This is a genomic window from Bernardetia sp. ABR2-2B (assembly GCF_037126435.1).
Classification (GTDB): domain Bacteria; phylum Bacteroidota; class Bacteroidia; order Cytophagales; family Bernardetiaceae; genus Bernardetia.
The window spans coordinates 3,353,121-3,370,034 of the sequence record NZ_CP147020.1 but is presented as its reverse complement, the minus strand read 5'-3'; the positions used below and the strand labels follow the sequence as shown (position 1 = coordinate 3,370,034).

Below are 16,914 nucleotides of genomic sequence, written 5' to 3'. Positions count from 1 at the left end.
TATGAAATTCCTAAATCAAGTTATCTGTTTTCTTGTAGGTGCATTATTTATTTTTTCAGGTGTGGTCAAAGCTATTGATCCTGTCGGAACGGCTATTAAGTTAGGTGAATACTTTGAAGTTTTTGCGACTGATGTTCCTTCTTTACACGACTTTTTTCATTTTCTAAGTCAAGAGCAAAATGCACTCGTTTTAGCTGTTGTTTTTGTGGTTTCGGAAATCGTATTAGGAATAGCTCTTTTGATTGGCTTCAAACGTAAAGTCACGGTTTGGCTTTTGTTTCTGATGATTACCTTTTTTACGTTCCTTACTTTTTATTCAGCCTATTTTAATAAAGTAACTGATTGTGGGTGTTTTGGAGATTTTCTTCCTCTCAAACCTTGGGAGTCGTTTACGAAAGATGTCGTTCTTTTTGTTTTAATTACAATTTTATTAGTTCAAGTAAAGAAATTAACAAACAAGTCTAATTTTTTTACTTTTGTCGTAATGATTTCGACAATGCTTCTTTCAGGTTTTCTATGTTTTCATGCCATTAGATACGAAGCTCCTATCGATTTTAGAGCCTATGCAGTTGGTGAAAATATTTCTGAACAAATGAAAGCTCCTGAACCTGCTCGTTATCTTTATATTATGGAAAAGGATGGAAAAAAATACGAAATGAAAGAATATCCAACAGACCCTACTTATAAATACGATAGCATGATTCTTCTGAATGAAGAAGCTATTCAACCCAAAATTACAGATTATAGTCTTTGGAATGATGAGGGAGATTTTACACAAGAATCTTTAACAGAAAAACGTATTTTTATTTTAATTCAGAATGTAGAAAAGGCAAATTTTACTACCTTTGAAAAAATTAAGAAATTGATTAGCGAAGTAACAGCAAAGAATGCAAATATAAAAGTAGCAATTCTTACTTCTGATACTCAAGAAGCTATTAGTTCTTTCAAAACTAGTCAGAACTTTAATTTTCCTTTTTATTATATAGACGCAACAGTTATAAAAACTATTGCTCGTTCAAACCCTGCTCTTTGGATACTCAATGAGGGAACTGTCATAGGAAAATATTCTCCTAATGAAATTCCTAAGTCGAAAGAAGTATTAACATTATTTGAATAAATACTTTATTTACATGAAAAAAATATATAATTTTTTTGAAAAACTCTATGATAAGAAGATAGATCCTACTGGATTAGCTCTATTTCGTATATTTTTTGGTTTGGTTCTTTTGGGAGAAATATTACAACTGTTTTATTTTAAAGGATTGATATTTCAGCCACAAGCGATGAGCATAGGATACGAATTCAGTTTTAATGGATTTTTATTAGTTTGGTTTATCAGTATTTGCTTTTTCATTGTGGGTTTATTTACTCGCTATGTAACTATTATTAACTATGTGTATTCTGTGCTTATATTTGGAACTTCTTCCACTTGGGAGTATCATGTAGATTATATATACATGGGAGTGGGTTTTGTACTTGTTTTTACATCTATATCTGAAACCTTATCATTAGATAGCTTGATAAAAGCTTATAAAAACAAGACAAAAGGAAGACCTATTCAAATAAATAATGTTTCAGTTCTAAATTATTTTGCTATTTTATTTGTTGGAATAGGTTTAGTCTATTTTGACTCTGTCTTTCATAAATCTGTTTCTACAACATGGGCAAATGGTTTAGGGGTTTGGAAACCAGCTTCTCTGCCTCAATTGACATTTTTAGATTTAAACTGGCTCATGAATCAGAAATACTTGATGATTTTTGCTAGTTATTTGACATTATTCTTGGAATTTATTTTTGTTTTTATTTTTTGGCATAAAAAAGCACGTTTACCTATTTTCATTGTTGGTTTGGGACTACATATTGGGATATTAATTGCATTTCCTATTCCTTGGTTTGCTCTTACTATGATAGCTTTATATATATTGCTTATCCCTCTACATTTTATAAAAGGTATCAATCAATATTATATTAAATTATTGAGGAAAATTATTAAGGAAAATGTTGATAAAAATAGTACCCCTTCTTTTCCTTTATTCAAAAAGGTTCATATTTATCTTATCATGATATGTTTTGCATTCATGATACTTCTACAGTTTGGCGCAACTTATAGATCTCCTCTCATCAATAAAATTATAACAGATAATGAGTTAGGGGCTTCTTTTCCTAATAAAGTTTTTACAAAAGTCTCTAAGAGTTTAGCTCCAACAGGTCGTATTTTCTTTGGGATAGTACCTCATAGTGTGTTTTTAGATTTTCATTATACTGGATATAATCATTTAGTTGCAGTAACTTATGTAGAGAAGGATAAAACAGAAACCTGGCTGCCTATTGCAACTCCTAGAGGACAGTCATCTTGGTATAATACAGGTAGAAATTGGGCAAAAATTGGTTTCAGAACAGTAGGACCTAATATAGATTCAACAGCACTTGCTGGTGGTATAAAACGCTTTACAGAGTTTTATGCTGTAAAAAATGATATTGATTTAGAGGATGCTACCTTCAAAGTCAAAGTCAAAAAAGTGGATATTCCGATGGAATGGGAAAAAGACTTTCTCAAAAAGCAAATGAATAAGCCATGGCAAGACGTAAGTGAAGCAAAGTGGATAAATGGAGAGTTTTTTCTTACCCTTCCAGATATAGAATCTCTATAAGAAAGCAATAAAAGTACCTTAACAATAGGAGTAATACCTTATCATACTGATAAGGTATTTTTATTAATCTCTGTTGTTGCTTACAGAAAACTTAACTTTATGCCAAAACAATCTAAAATTCAAATAAAGAACCTTATAGTTGATGAAAAGAACAATTAATATACTAGTTACTGGAATAGGGGGGAATGTTGGACAAGGTATTCTGAGAAATATACAGGCTTATGCAAAAGAAAATGAGCAATTTATGTTTCGTATTGTAGGTCTAAACGTAACACCCATTTCGGCTGGAAATCATCTCTGTGATAAAACCTATGAAGTAGAATACGCTTATGATGAAAATTATATTCCTTCAATTATGTCTATTTGTAAGACTGAAAAAATAGACGTTATTTTTCCCAGTACAGATTATGAAGTTTATTATTTGAGCAAAAATGCTCACAAATTACCTAAAATGGCTGTTTCTCCCACAGAAACAAATGAAGTTTTTTTAGATAAATATAAAACGTGGGAGTTTTTCTCCAAATATCAAATTCCTTTTGCTCATTCCTATTTACCTTCTACCTATCCAGAAAATGCTTTTCAATCCTATATTCTCAAGCCAAAAGAAGGAAGAGGTTCAAGAGGAATACATATTAATCCTAAGAATATAAAAGACTTTAGCGATGACTATATGGTTCAGGAATTATGGACAGGGAAAGAAATTACTTGTGCATTCTATGTTACTCGCCAACAAAAATTGCATGGATTTATTACCTTTGAGCGAGAGTTGCAAAGTGGAGCAACTGCTTTTTGTGAAGTAATACAAAAATATGATTCAGAATTGGAGAAAATCATTCAAAAAATGATGCTTCATTTAAAAATTGTAGGCTCTTGTAATATTCAAGCTATTGTTACCAAGGAAGGAAAAATTATGCCTTTCGAAATCAATGGAAGAATATCAGGAACAAACTCTATACGCTCACAATTTGGATTTAAAGATATAGAATATATACTAGAAGAATATGTTTTTGATAAAGAACCTACTGTTCCCAAAATTACAAAAGGAAGCGCAATACGTATTTTGATGGACGTTATTTATCCTAACTCTGAACTAAAAGAGCCTAAAAATACTCAAACAGACCATTTTATTTATTAAAAATGCCTTACAAATATATATTTTTTGATGTTGCTAATACGCTACTTCAAAAACCTCAATTATTTATAAAAATACATAAAGTATTGGTAGAATACGGTTATGAAGTAGAGATTCATTATCTAAAACGTATTCATAAACTACTTAGCGAAACTATTGCTTTTCCTGACAAAACTTCTAAGGAGTTTTACCATCATTTTAATGCAGAGTTATTGTATGCTATCGGTATTTTACCTAATTCTGAACTCTTAGAAGATATTTTTGCTGCCTGTACTTATATGGAATGGCAACCGTTTGATGATACAGATTATCTCAATCAAATTACTATCCCAACAGGGATTATTTCAAATTGGGATACATCTTTAGAATCTAAATTAAAATCTTATTTTACTTGTGATTTTTTTGAAATTTATGGTTCACAAAAAGAAGGAGTTAAAAAACCAGCTTTAGATTTTTATAAAAGAGCTATCAAAAAACTAGATTGCCCTACTAACCAAATTCTTTATGTAGGAGATTCTATAAAATTAGATACTCAACCTGCTCGTAAACTAGGAATAGAAGCCATTCTGATTGATAGAGAAAACGTATTTCCATATTATAAAGAACCTAAAATTAATTCATTACATCAACTTTCTACATTTTTAGACTGATTCATTTTTAGATTATGTTAAAAGACAAGTTACTTTCTTTAATTGTTCCAGTATATTTTGAAGAAGAATGTATCGAACAATTTATTACCGAAACTACGAAAGTATTAGAAGAGCATTCTATCAATTACGAAATCATTTTTATTGATGATGGAAGTAAAGACAATACAGTAGAATTAATAAAAGCACAAGCTCTAAATAATAAAAACCTTAAATTAATAGAGTTTTCATATAACCATGGCAAACAAGCAGCACTTACAGCAGGAATAACCTATGCTGAAGGAGATTATTTGCTAATGATGGATCCAGATTTACAAGACCCTCCTATAGAAATTCCTAGCTTTATAAGAAAGATTGAAGAGGGATATGATTTGGTATTTGGTGTACGTAAGGAGAAAAAAGACAATATTATAAATGTGATTTTTTCTAAACTTTTTTGGTGGATTTTAGAGCGTTTTACAGGACTTAATTTACCTAGAGGTTTAGCTGTTATGCGTATTTTTAATCGTCGCTTTACAAATCAGTTTCTAAAATATAATGAGTCCAGTAGATTTATAGAAGGAATGTTTATGCATGTGGGAATGAAACAAGCTACGATTACCATCGAACAAAGAGAACGCTTTGCAGGAGTCAGTAAATTTAATTTTAGTCGTAAACTCAATCTAGCCTTTGACGCTATTTTAGATTTTTCAGACCTTCCTCTCAAAAATATTATTCGTATAGGTTCTTATATGGTTGCTTTTGGTTTCTTTGCTGCTTTTTTTATTGTCATTGCCAAACTTCTTCTTATTGATTTTCAAATGGGTTGGGCTTCTATTATGGTTTCTATGCTTATTGGTTTTGGTATTCAACTAATAATGATGGGAATTGTGGGAGTTTATGTAGGTAAAATATACAAACAAGTAAAACAGAGACCACTTTATTCAGTCAAGACAATTACTAATTTAGCAGACAAATGAAAAAGAAATTAGCCATCATTGGTTCAGGAGATTTGGGACAACTTATAGCACACCATGCAAAATCATGCAATTTTGAAATAGTTGGTTTTTATGATGACTTTCAAACACAAGAAAGTGCTGCTAATAAATTCACACTATTAGGTAAAGTTTCTGATATAGAAAATGACTTTGAAGTAAATAAATTTGATGAGATTAGTATTGCCATAGGCTACAAACATCTTGAGTTTAAAGAACAAATTATTCAAATACTACTTGCTCAAAATATTCCATTAGCCTCAATTATTCACCCTTCTGCTTACATAGACTCTAGTGCCAAAATAGGAAAAGGAGTTACTGTTTTGCCTCACACTACTGTTGATGCTGGTTGTGAAATTGAAGATGGGGTTTTACTCAATACAGGCGTTTGTATTGCACATGATACTAAAATAAAAACCTGTTGTTTTATTGCTCCTGCTGCTGCTTTGGCTGGTTTTATCAAAATAGAAAAGAGGTGTTTTATAGGAATTAATAGTACCATTATAGATAATATTTCTATTTGTCAAGATACTAAAATTGGAGCTGGGGCAGTAGTTACTAAATCTATTACAGAGAAAGGATTGTATGTAGGTATTCCTGCAAAAAAAATCAAATCACTAAAATAATGGAACAAAAAAAAGAAAAACGAATTTTTTTTAAAGGACTAAATGAACTGAGAGCCATCGCTGCTTTAGCTGTTGTTTTTCATCATATAGAACTTTATAAGCGAATGGGAGAATTATCATCCCTTTTAGATATTTCTTACTTTTCTTATTTTATATCTACAATAGGTAAGAATGGAGTATATTTATTCTTTGTATTGAGTGGTTTTTTGATTACCTACTTATTATTCGCAGAACAAGAGAAATACAATAAAATAAATGTAAAAGATTTTTATGTACGAAGAGTTCTTCGTATTTGGCCTCTTTATTATATGATTGTTTTTCTTTCTTTTTTTATTGTACCTCTGCTTCCTGATTTGCTTCCCTTCTTAAATGGAGAAACAAGTTATATGAGTAGAATAAATGTTATTTCTGATTCTTTTTATTTCAAGTTAGGTCTTTTTTTAGTGTTCTTTTCTCATATTGCTCTATCATTTGGCTATTATATAGCAGGTGCATCTCAAACGTGGTCAGTAAGTGTAGAAGAGCAATTTTATCTTTTTTGGCCTATTTTATTGAAAGTTTTCAAGAAAAACATAATCTATGTAGCCATATGTATTATTATCTTTAGACCATTAGGAGTTAAATCTTTAAATTATTTAATAAACCATTACCCCATATTTGATTTCAAACTATTTCGGTATTTACTAATTTATTTTCAAACGTTTCCAGTTCACTTTATGTGTATAGGGGCTTTATTTGCCTATCTATTTTATTATCATAAAGAACTTGTCCTTAGACTATTCAGCTATAAAATTATCATTTTTGGACTCTATGTATCGACAGTTGTATTGCTTTTTTATCCTATTCGCATTCTACACCATGGACTTCCTGTCTTATTTGGAGGAATAATACTTCATGTAATCACAGCAAAAGGAGTATTAGAGAATCAAAAAACAAGTTTGAATTTTTTGGGCAAAATTTCTTATGGTATTTATATGTATCATCCTATCATAATGTTTTTATGTTTTGGTTTTATAAATTCGTTAGATATTCAAAATTTACTCGTATATAATATTCTAATTTATTTTTCAATTTTATCTCTAACTATTGGCATTAGTTATTTATCTTACACTTATTTCGAAAAATATTTTTTAAACTTCAAACACAAATTCTCTAAAGTTAAAAGTGGAAATAATTAAAAAATAAGTTTATTGTCTTTTTTGAAACAAAGTTTATAAGTTTACATAATATAGCGTCAGTAAACTTATTTGTCTGTAATACCTTATAACCATGAACCCTATCACTTTCAATAAACCTTATATGACAGGTAAAGAAACGGAGTATATTCGTCAATCTGTCGAAAGTAAAAAAATATCTGGTGATGGTATATTTACCAAAAAATGCCATCATTTTTTTGAAGAGAAATATAATTTCAAAAAATGTCTATTGACTACTTCCTGTACAGATGCTTTGGAAATGACTGCTCTTCTCATAAATTTACAAGAAGGAGATGAAGTCATTATGCCTTCCTATACATTTGTTTCTACTTCGAATGCTTTTGTCTTGCGTGGTGCAAAAATTATCTTTGCAGATAGTGAAAAAGATACACCAAATATAGATGCTGATAAAATAGAAGAACTTATTACTACCAAAACAAAGGCAATTGTAGTAGTTCATTATGCAGGAATGGCTTGTGATATGGACAAAATTATGGCTATTGCTGACAAACACGAACTTTTTGTTATTGAAGATGCAGCACAGGCTGTTGATAGTTTTTATAATGGAAAACCACTTGGAAGTATCGGACATTTGGCTGCTTTTTCATTTCATGAAACCAAAAATATTATTTCTGGAGAAGGTGGAATGTTAGTGATTAATGATGATAGATTCATAAAACGAGCTGAAATAATTAGAGAAAAAGGAACAAATCGTTCAGCTTTTTTTAGAGGCGAAATAGATAAATACGGTTGGGTAGATATTGGTTCTTCTTTTTTGCCTTCTGATATTATTGCAGCTTTTTTATATGCCCAATTAGAAAACTTAGAAGACATACAAAATCGCAGAAAAGATATTTGGAATAAATATTATGAAGGGCTAAAAAAGCTAGATGAAGAAAAATCAGTAAACCTTCCAAAAATCCCCAAATATGCAACCAATAATGCACACATGTTTTATTTGGTTTGCAATACTATTGAAGAGCGTTCTGCACTAATTTCAAAGCTAAAAGAGAATGATATAAATGCAGTCTTTCACTATTTATCTTTACATAAATCTCCTTTCTATACAGATAAGCATGATGGAAGAGAACTCCCAAGCTGTGATAAGTATGCAAATTGCTTAGTTCGTTTGCCTTTTTATTATGAGCTAGAAGAAAAAGAAATAGAAAAAGTAATCAATACAATATCAGAATTTTACGCTTAGAAAGCCTTGTTTTTCTGAAGAAAAAAGCCTTTTTATTATTCTTATAAATAATAAAAAGGCTTACTTATTTCTAACTAAAAAATTATTTCTTAAAAGCTATCTTTAGACTTACCAAAAGCATAAAAACAGCAAAAAGAGCTATCACTCCTCCCCAAAACCAATAGGGTAAGAAAAGGTGGTTTGCAATCGATTGTGTATCCGAAACACCTAATGAACCAGCATTATCACTAAACATATAATCTAAACTAACAAAAGCACTAGCCCAAGCTTGAATGCCTAAAAATTGAACTAAGAAAGGTTTGTAAGATGTTGGCAATTTGAAAGCACACGTCATAATAGCAGCTCCCCAAAGCCCAACAGCCACAACTCCAAAAACAGAACGTACCCAAATCACAACAGAAAGAAGTAATGCTGCTCCCAAAATACCCATCGCTATTTTTGAGCCTTTTTGAGTCCGTCCAGCCATAATCAATATTGCACCTATTATTGGAGGAGACATAAGCCCAGCAGCAGATACAAAAGCACCTGCAATACTTCCTCCATAAGTAATACGAGCAAAACCAGAACCATTAGAGAACATTTCTAGGTTATTAAAATTTCCTCCCCAAAGAAGTGCCATCAGTCCATGTCCCATTTCGTGAAACCATGTTCCTAAAATCAAAAAAGGATAACTAACATAACGTCCATAAGGAACATTAAAAAGAACTACCGTAATGACAGCAGCAATTAAAAGTCCTGTAAGAGAGCTGTGTTGAACAGCCTGTGATTTTTTGGAAGCTAATGAATTATAATCTCTATCTAAAGCAGAATTTTTCATGTATTTATTTTATAAGGAAATTTAGAAAAGTAGTTTTATTATTTTATACTTAACAATGTATGGTATAATTTACGAAAAAAACAGATAAAAAGTTAGAAAGTAGAGCTAATGATTTTGGTTTCTAACATTTTTTTGAAGTTTTTGTGTTTTTTATTCAAGATAAAATTATGCTTTTTTGAATAGACTTTTATTTTTTGAGTAACTTGCCTTATGCTCCATGAAGCTTTTTATAGAATCTCTAAACCCTAATCACAATACAGAATGAATACACTTACCCCTCTTCAAGAACGAAAGGCCAGACGCATGTTTGAAATTTTTGATATAAATAATGATGGAACTATTGAGAGAAATGATTTTACAATAATCTTAGATAAGCTTTCTGAAGTTGTTCCCTTTTCAAAACAATCTGAAACTTATCGTGGGCTAAATTATCTTTATCAAAACCGTTGGAAAAAAATGCTTTTCTTTGCTGATGGAACTATTGATAATGAAAAAGATGAAAAAATTAGTATTCAAGAATGGATTTTTTATTGCAACTCATTGATAGAAAAAAATTCGTATGAAGAAGACATTTTACCAATTACGTGTTATGTAATTCGTCTTTTTGCAGACCAAAACAAAAAAGAAGATTTCAAGATAGATATATCTGTTTTTGAAAAATTTTATTCAGCGTATGGCATAAACAAAGAATTAGCCAAACAGGTTTTCGAAAAGTTAGATGTAGAGAAAAAAGGATATTTGACAGAAGAACAAATAACAAACTATTGGAGAGAATTTTATGAAAGTAATGATGAAAATGCGTTAGGAAATTGGTTCTTTGGGAAGTATTAGAGTATAGAAATTCATTTATAATTAATCACTAAAAACTAATCACTATAAGAATTGATAACACAAGTAGAAAATCCAGTTTTGGAAACACACGACCTTACAGTTAGCTATGAACGTAAGCCTGTTCTTTGGGATATAGATTTATCGCTTCCAAAAGGTTCTTTGGTAGGAATAATTGGTCCTAATGGCGCAGGAAAATCAACGCTTATAAAAGCTATTATGGGACTTTTGCCATTGAGTAGTGGCTATGTAAAACTAATGGACAAAAATCTTGATGAGGTAAGAGACAAAGTAAGTTATGTTCCTCAAAGAGAATCAGTAGATTGGGACTTTCCGATTTCTGTTTTTGAAGTGGTTTTGATGGGAAGGTATGGAAAAATGGGTTTGATGCGTCGCCCTTCCAAAAAGGATAAAGAAGTTGCCTTACAATCTTTGGAACAAGTTGGAATGAGTGCTTTTGCTTCTCGTCAGATTTCACAACTCTCTGGAGGGCAACAACAGCGTGTTTTTTTGGCTAGAGCATTGGCACAAGAAGCCGATTTGTATTTAATGGATGAGCCTTTTGTGGGGGTTGATGCAGCTACCGAATCAGCTATTATTACACTTTTGAGAGAGATGAGAGAAGCAGGAAAAACAGTTATTGTAGTTCATCACGATTTGCAATCAGCAGCAGAGTATTTCGACTGGGTAGTGCTTCTAAATATGAGATTAGTAGCAAGTGGAGAAACAAAAACAACACTTACAAAAACTCTTTTAGAGGAAACATACGGAGGTAGATTGACGGTTTTGTCAGCAGTAGGAGATTTATTAAAAAAGGCTCAGTTTCCATCAAGAGAAGATTAACTCAATTCTTTCAAACCCATAAAAATCATGCAAATCATTTTTATTTCAGATACACATGGACAGCACAAAAACCTTCATCTACCTAAGCTAGAAGGCAGAAAAACAATGCTTATTCATACAGGTGATATTAGCAAAAGAGGAAAAGAAGATGAGATAAAAGATTTTTTGGAGTGGTTCGAAGTTCAAGATTATACCTACAAGATTTTCATAGCAGGAAATCACGATTTTTTGTTTGAAACCAACCCTTCTTTGGCTGAATCATTTATTCCTGAAAATATTATTTACCTGAATAACTCTTCTGTGGAGGTTGAAGGAATCAAAATTTGGGGTTCGCCCATCACACCACGTTTCTACGATTGGGCTTTTAATTGTGATAGAGGAGAAAAAATAAGAAACTATTGGCAACAAATCCCACTTGATACAGACATTTTACTAACTCATGGTCCTGCTTATGGGATTTTAGACCAAACAATACAAGGCTTAAAAGTAGGCTGTGAAGAATTAATACAAGTAGTAGAAAAAGTAAAACCCAAAATACATGCCTTCGGACATATTCATGAAGCCTATGGAATGATTCAAAAATCCGACACCACATTCATTAATGTAAGTGTATTGGATATTCGTTACAAGCTTGTCAATCAGCCTATTTTGATTGATTGGAAGAAATTATGATTTTGATAAAAATTAATTTTCCACTTCATTATTCTGAATCTGACTTTGAGGGGTAATCAACTTCTGATTAGGTTTCAAAAATTCTTCATACAAATTTGCTTTGCTGACAGACTCTGGTGTAATCAAAAAGAACTCTTCGTGCTGATTGAAAATAGGCTCACCTTCTGAACGCTTGTATTTGTAGTAATTGCTGTCTTCATGTAAAATATAGCTATTCATTGTATCTCTCAAATTATAACACAATAAATTAGTAGCCTGTTGAATTGCATTTTCATTTAATAGTAAAAACAAAGATTCGATTCTTCTATCAAAACTACGCACCATCGCATCAGCACTTCCACTATAAATTTTTGGATTGCCATTATTATGAAAATAAAAAATACGTGAATGCTCCAAAAAGTCTCCCACAATCGAACGAACATTAATATTTTCACTAAGTCCAGCTCTTTTTGGACGAATACAGCAGATTCCTCTTACAATTAGCTCAATCGGAACACCTGCTTGGGAGGCCTCATACAGTGCATCGATAAAGAGTTTGTCTTGTAACGAATTTACTTTTACACAAATTCCTGCTGGAAGTCCATCTAGTGCATTGCGAGTTTCATTTTGAATGAGCGCAATAAGTTGATGACGCATAAAGTTTGGTGCAGTCAGAAGTTGCTCATAACGGTCTGGGTCGGAGTGTCCTGTAATGGCATTGAAAAACTCTGAAACATCTCTTGCATATATTTCATTGGTTGTCAGAAGCCCAATATCTGTATAGAGCTTTGCAGTAGATTCGTTATAATTTCCACTAGACATATGAACATAACGCACTACGTTTTGTCCTTCTTTTCGGACAACTAACATTATCTTTGTATGCGTTTTGAGTTGTGTAACTCCATAAATCACAAAACAACCTGCCTGTTGCAGTTTCTTGGCTTCTCTGATATTATTTTCTTCATCAAAACGAGCTGTTACTTCGAACAAAACAGAGACGTGTTTTCCATTTTCAGCAGCACGTAAGAGTGCCGATGTAATTCTTGAATCTTTTGCTAGTCTGTAAATGGTCGTCTTGATTGCCAGTACATTTGGATCTTCGGCAGCCTCTTCTATCATTTCCAAAACAGGTTCCATACTATTATATGGATGATGAAGAACAATATCCTCTTTCTTTATTCTATCGAAAATACTATCATCATTGCGTTTTTTCTGTGTGCTTTCTTCTTGACGCAAAAATGCCAATGGCTTGACAGGTTCTTGAGGAAGAGGCAGAAATTCAGATAAATCTTTATGCCCCACGATTTGCCAAAGACTAGTAAGGTCAATTAATTTTTCTACTTCAAAAACATTATCTTCTTCAATATCCCAACGAGATTTCAAAAGACTAAGCATCCATGTTGAATAGTTTTTCTCTATTTCAAGACGAACTACCCTCCCTGTCTTTCTAGTTTTGAGCTTCTGTTTTACTTCTTGCACAAAATCAACTTCCATATCATCACTTTCATCTAGCGTAAAATCGCCATTTCTAGTAATGCGAAGCAGACTTACTCCCAAAATATCTACGTTTCTAAAAAATTTATCGATGTATTTTCTGATAATTTCTTCAATAGGAAGGAAAATGACTGTTTCTCCTCTGTTCATTTCGAAAAAACGAGGAAGGTTTTGAGGAATCTGAATAAAAGATACTTTTCTACTTGCCTTACTTGCTCCTTTAATATTGGTAACTACACCAAAGACAAGCAATTTATTCATCAAAATTGGAAATGTATGGTAGTTGTCATACACCATTGGCGTAAGCATCGGAAAGATGGTATTCTGAAAATAGTCGGCTACTTCTTGCTCTTCTTCTTTCAGAATTTCTTCGCCATCAATAATTCTAAAATTATTTTCACCACAATTAGGAAGTAAATCGTGCAAGTATTGATACTGTTTCTGTACAAACTCTTGACTTTCGTGTAATAATTTTTGACGAAATGGAAGCTCACGCAAACCCGAATAATCTAGGCGTTGTTTGTTATAATCCATATAATTATACAAACTACCTACCCGAATCATAAAAAACTCGTCCAAATTAGAAGCTGTAATCGCCAAAAACTTGAATTTCTCCAAAATGGTACGACGCTCTGCCGTTACTTGGTCTAAAACTCTATAATTAAACTGCACCCAACTCAAATCACGACTTAGGTACTGGCTTTGTTCGATTACTTCTTCTATTTTTTCTGGCGAAATCATATTATATTCTTCTTAGATTACTTTCAGTTTTTTTGCAGATTGACTTTTACACAAATTACAAAAAAAACTATGTATCAATCAAGTTGTTTTTTGACTGAATAAAACAAAACACGAAATTACGATTTCTAAGACTGTTAGTCTATTACGAGAATGTTACAATTTTATAACCCATTGTTATTTTTGATATACTGAAAGCTTTGCATATTTGATTTAGCATATTCATCCATTTTTTCAACAATATCTTTATTTTCAGAAGCATAGTTTTTGGTATCTTTTTGCTTATACTTGAAAAGACTTTTTACATTATCTTCAGCTCTTACAATGAGAAACCATTCATTATCCATTACTCCGTATTTGTCATCAGCATTAAAATAGATATAGGGTCTTTCTTTAGAAAATAAATCTATTCCTAATGTATTGTTTTGATAAGGCAGTTTGAGCAGTCCCATAATACTTGGAAAAACATCAATTTGTCCTGCTATTTTATCAAAAGTTTTGTGTTCTGTAATGAAATTAGGAGCATAAAAAAGTAACGGAGAGTGATTATAATCAATAGACATATCATAAAGTCCGTCTATTGGTGTGCCGTGGTCTGCCACAAAAACAAACAAAGTATTTTCAAACCAGTCTTTTTTAGAGGCTTGTGTTATGAATTTTCGTAAAGAATAATCAGCATACTCTACAATTTGGTCTTTTATATCTTCACTTTTTGGTGTAAAATAATCAGGAATATAATAAGGTCCGTGGTCGCTAGTTGTCATCAGAGTTGCAAAAAATGGCTTCTCTTTCTTACTCAAATCATCTAAGATAGGTAAAGAAAAGTCAAACATAACATCATCTGGAACTCCCAAAGTAGTCTTTACTTCTTCGGCTGGATAATCTGGCTTCGAAACTACTCGCTCGCATGTATTAGCCTTCAAAAACCCTTCTACATTATCAAACTGCCCATCGTGAGTAGTGAAATAAATAGTAGAATAGCCTTTTTCTAACAAAGTAGGATAAATTCCTCCACTATATTGTGGCATAATTGTTTCCTTCATAGGGTGTTGTCTGAACAGAGAAGGGTAAGAAGTAAGCGTACTAAAAATACCGTTCATTGTATGGATTCCTGCCGTATAAGTATTATCAAAATAATAGCCTTTATTAGAAATACTGTCCAAGAAAGGAGTTAGATTTTTTTCATTTCCATGTCTTTGCATTTTGGCTGCGCTCATACTTTCCATAATTACCAAAACGACATTGTATTTTTGGTTTAATGTGCTGTCAAATGTAATATTTCTGGCTAAAGGTTTTTCTTTATTCGGATTTTCAATATCAAAATAGCTTTGAACATTAGAAATAGCGACTTTATTATCCATCAATTGAATACTTTTGTTTTCAGCTTTTTTGCTATCCAAATAACTACGAATGAGTGTAAAGTTTGGATTAAGTCCCAATTGATTCAAAAAAGCATTATTCGAAAAATAAGCCGTTCCGACACGTATAGGCGATTTGTGTTCTAGCCTTCCACGTATTCCCAAAAATATAACTGCTAAAAAGAAAATATAAACACCTATTTTTAGATAAACATTGTCATTAGAAGTATAAGAAAAGCTAGAAAAAACCTTTTTTACCAAACGAATAAAAATATACATCAAAATAAGAAAAGGAATCAAAATAGACCAATAACGAGGCTCTTGAGCTACCATTTTCAAAACAAAAACAGGACTATCAAACCACTCAAAGGCTGTAATAGAAAAACGAGCAAAAAATTGGTTGAAATAAGGAATATCTACTGCACAAATCAGAAAAGCAATGATGAACAAAAAGACAATAAAATAAAAAACTATACGATGAATAATTTTATATTCCTTCTTAAATAAAGATGCTACTGCTAAAATAAAATAAGGTAAAATAAGAATATAACTCGCTATCACAATATCAAATCGCAATCCCATAAAAAACGAAGACAATATATCTTGAAAAGGAACAGTAGAATCTATTCTGTCTAATTCAGTAAAAAATAACATAACTCTAAAAGCACTAAAAAATAATAGAACAATGGTGTAGAGCTTGAAAAATTGTATCAGTACAGGAAGGCGTTTATTTGTATTCATTTCTTAGAAAAAATCAGTAATATAAAAGTAAGCTACAAAGTTACGTTTTAAGCAACATAGTTGTACAAGAGATATATAAAAACTTGTGTTAATTTTACATACTAGTTCGGATAAGAAATAGAATTTTCAAGATTATTAAATACACACTTTGAAATGAAAAAAGTAGCGAAATATATTGTAGTTATCATAGTAGCAATACTTGTAACTATAATCCTTTTAGGAGGAGGCTTTGGAGATAAAGAAAAAATAGTAATGAATAATGGAAACCCCATTTTATTTGCTCATCGTGGGGTTACAGAATCCAACATAGAAAATAGCGTTGATGCCTTTGATAAAAGTAAAGCATTGGGTTTTAGTGCCATCGAAACGGATATAAGTCGTACAAAAGATGGGAAATTAATTATTTTTCATGATGACAAAACCAAACGACTTCTGAACATCGATAAAAACATAAATGAATTATATTGGGAAGAAGTAAAAGACAAATATTTGTATTACAATGGAAAGGAAACAAAAAATAAGGTACTGTCATTAGAGCAGTTTTTAAGTAGAATCGATGAATCTACTATCTTGTATTTGGACATAAAAGAATCTTCAAAAGTAGTGGCAGATAGTATTCTTTTTTTGATGGAGAAATATAAAGACAATAAAAATATCATCATTGCTGATGCAAATATCTTTTTCCTTATTTATTTAGAAACGAAAAATCCAAAGCTAATAACTGGACTGGAAGGGTTTAATAAAGGGAAAGAGTGGTTATATTATTTGTTACCCAAAAACTTCAAACCTGATTTTTATTCTAGTTTTATAAGACACGTTGATAAAAGTCATATGTTATTTTTAAAAAATAATGATTTGCTCAATAACCGAATTGTTTATGGTGTCAATAATGAAAATATGTCAGATGTTTTGGAGTTAGGTCTTCATAATGTGATTTTTGATTATGATAGCAAAACAGATACAAGTGATGTAAAAAGTATAGAGCTTCGCTTAGCAAAAAATAAAATGCAGTAA

At 31.4% G+C, this 16,914-nt stretch carries 15 protein-coding genes; 12 read left to right on the top strand and 3 right to left on the bottom strand.

Translation table 11 applies throughout. The annotated features are described in order from the left end of the window. Position 1 precedes the first annotated feature (1 nt). The 8 genes from WAF17_RS14290 to rffA all read left to right on the top strand — a co-directional run bounded on the left by WAF17_RS14290 (position 2) and on the right by rffA (position 8,430). Entirely contained in the window at positions 2 to 1,117 is a 1,116-nt protein-coding gene (locus WAF17_RS14290; protein ID WP_338760810.1) for a BT_3928 family protein, read from the top strand. Between the two features lie 13 nt (positions 1,118 to 1,130). After that, positions 1,131 to 2,651 (top strand): HTTM domain-containing protein, encoded by a 1,521-nt coding sequence (locus tag WAF17_RS14285; RefSeq protein WP_338760807.1) that lies wholly within the window; start codon positions 1,131 to 1,133, stop codon positions 2,649 to 2,651. A 142-nt stretch (positions 2,652 to 2,793) separates the two neighbouring features. Then, positions 2,794 to 3,786 carry an ATP-grasp domain-containing protein gene (locus WAF17_RS14280; RefSeq protein WP_338760804.1) on the top strand — a complete coding sequence of 331 codons (993 nt, stop codon included), beginning with the start codon at positions 2,794 to 2,796 and terminating at the stop codon, positions 3,784 to 3,786. A gap of 2 nt (positions 3,787 to 3,788) precedes the next feature. Continuing rightward, positions 3,789 to 4,433, top strand: a complete 645-nt coding sequence (locus tag WAF17_RS14275; RefSeq protein ID WP_338760802.1) for an HAD family hydrolase — start codon at positions 3,789 to 3,791, stop codon at positions 4,431 to 4,433. Between the two features lie 14 nt (positions 4,434 to 4,447). Further along, the gene (locus tag WAF17_RS14270) at positions 4,448 to 5,389 is read left to right on the top strand and encodes a glycosyltransferase family 2 protein (RefSeq protein WP_338760799.1); all 942 of its coding nucleotides are present in this window, start codon (positions 4,448 to 4,450) and stop codon (positions 5,387 to 5,389) included. After that, a complete protein-coding gene (locus WAF17_RS14265; protein ID WP_338760796.1) occupies positions 5,386 to 6,030 on the top strand; it encodes an acetyltransferase in 645 nt (214 codons plus the stop codon). Before WAF17_RS14270 ends, WAF17_RS14265 begins: the two co-directional genes overlap by 4 nt. Continuing rightward, the gene (locus WAF17_RS14260; protein ID WP_338760793.1) at positions 6,030 to 7,208 is read left to right on the top strand and encodes an acyltransferase; all 1,179 of its coding nucleotides are present in this window, start codon (positions 6,030 to 6,032) and stop codon (positions 7,206 to 7,208) included. Before WAF17_RS14265 ends, WAF17_RS14260 begins: the two co-directional genes overlap by 1 nt. 91 nt (positions 7,209 to 7,299) lie before the next feature. Next, positions 7,300 to 8,430 (top strand): dTDP-4-amino-4,6-dideoxygalactose transaminase, encoded by a 1,131-nt coding sequence (gene rffA, locus WAF17_RS14255; RefSeq protein WP_338760790.1) that lies wholly within the window; start codon positions 7,300 to 7,302, stop codon positions 8,428 to 8,430. Between the two features lie 82 nt (positions 8,431 to 8,512). Here the strand turns inward: rffA and WAF17_RS14250 are convergent, their stop codons facing one another. Next, positions 8,513 to 9,247, bottom strand: a complete 735-nt coding sequence (locus tag WAF17_RS14250; protein ID WP_338760787.1) for a M50 family metallopeptidase — start codon at positions 9,245 to 9,247, stop codon at positions 8,513 to 8,515. Between the two features lie 261 nt (positions 9,248 to 9,508). Here WAF17_RS14250 and WAF17_RS14245 point away from each other — a divergent pair, with 261 nt between their 5' ends. From WAF17_RS14245 to WAF17_RS14235, 3 genes are read left to right on the top strand one after another with little or no spacing between them, the layout of a single operon-like run. Next, positions 9,509 to 10,078, top strand: coding sequence for a hypothetical protein (locus tag WAF17_RS14245; protein WP_338760784.1), 570 nt, complete (start codon positions 9,509 to 9,511; stop codon positions 10,076 to 10,078). Between the two features lie 51 nt (positions 10,079 to 10,129). After that, on the top strand, positions 10,130 to 10,918 hold the full coding sequence (locus WAF17_RS14240) for an ABC transporter ATP-binding protein (protein ID WP_338760782.1): 789 nt from the start codon (positions 10,130 to 10,132) through the stop codon (positions 10,916 to 10,918). Positions 10,919 to 10,945: 27 nt separating this feature from the next. After that, complete coding sequence (locus WAF17_RS14235; RefSeq protein WP_338760779.1) at positions 10,946 to 11,590, top strand: metallophosphatase domain-containing protein; 645 nt, start codon at positions 10,946 to 10,948, stop codon at positions 11,588 to 11,590. Positions 11,591 to 11,602: 12 nt separating this feature from the next. Here WAF17_RS14235 and ppk1 read toward each other — a convergent pair whose 3' ends face one another. Together ppk1 and WAF17_RS14225 are read right to left on the bottom strand one after the other, a co-directional pair. Continuing rightward, positions 11,603 to 13,804, bottom strand: coding sequence for a polyphosphate kinase 1 (ppk1, locus tag WAF17_RS14230; protein ID WP_338760777.1), 2,202 nt, complete (start codon positions 13,802 to 13,804; stop codon positions 11,603 to 11,605). A 161-nt stretch (positions 13,805 to 13,965) separates the two neighbouring features. Continuing rightward, the gene (locus WAF17_RS14225; RefSeq protein WP_338760775.1) at positions 13,966 to 15,900 is read right to left on the bottom strand and encodes a sulfatase-like hydrolase/transferase; all 1,935 of its coding nucleotides are present in this window, start codon (positions 15,898 to 15,900) and stop codon (positions 13,966 to 13,968) included. Positions 15,901 to 16,053: 153 nt separating this feature from the next. Between WAF17_RS14225 and WAF17_RS14220 the strand changes: the two genes are divergently transcribed. Then, complete coding sequence (locus WAF17_RS14220) at positions 16,054 to 16,914, top strand: glycerophosphodiester phosphodiesterase (protein WP_338760773.1); 861 nt, start codon at positions 16,054 to 16,056, stop codon at positions 16,912 to 16,914.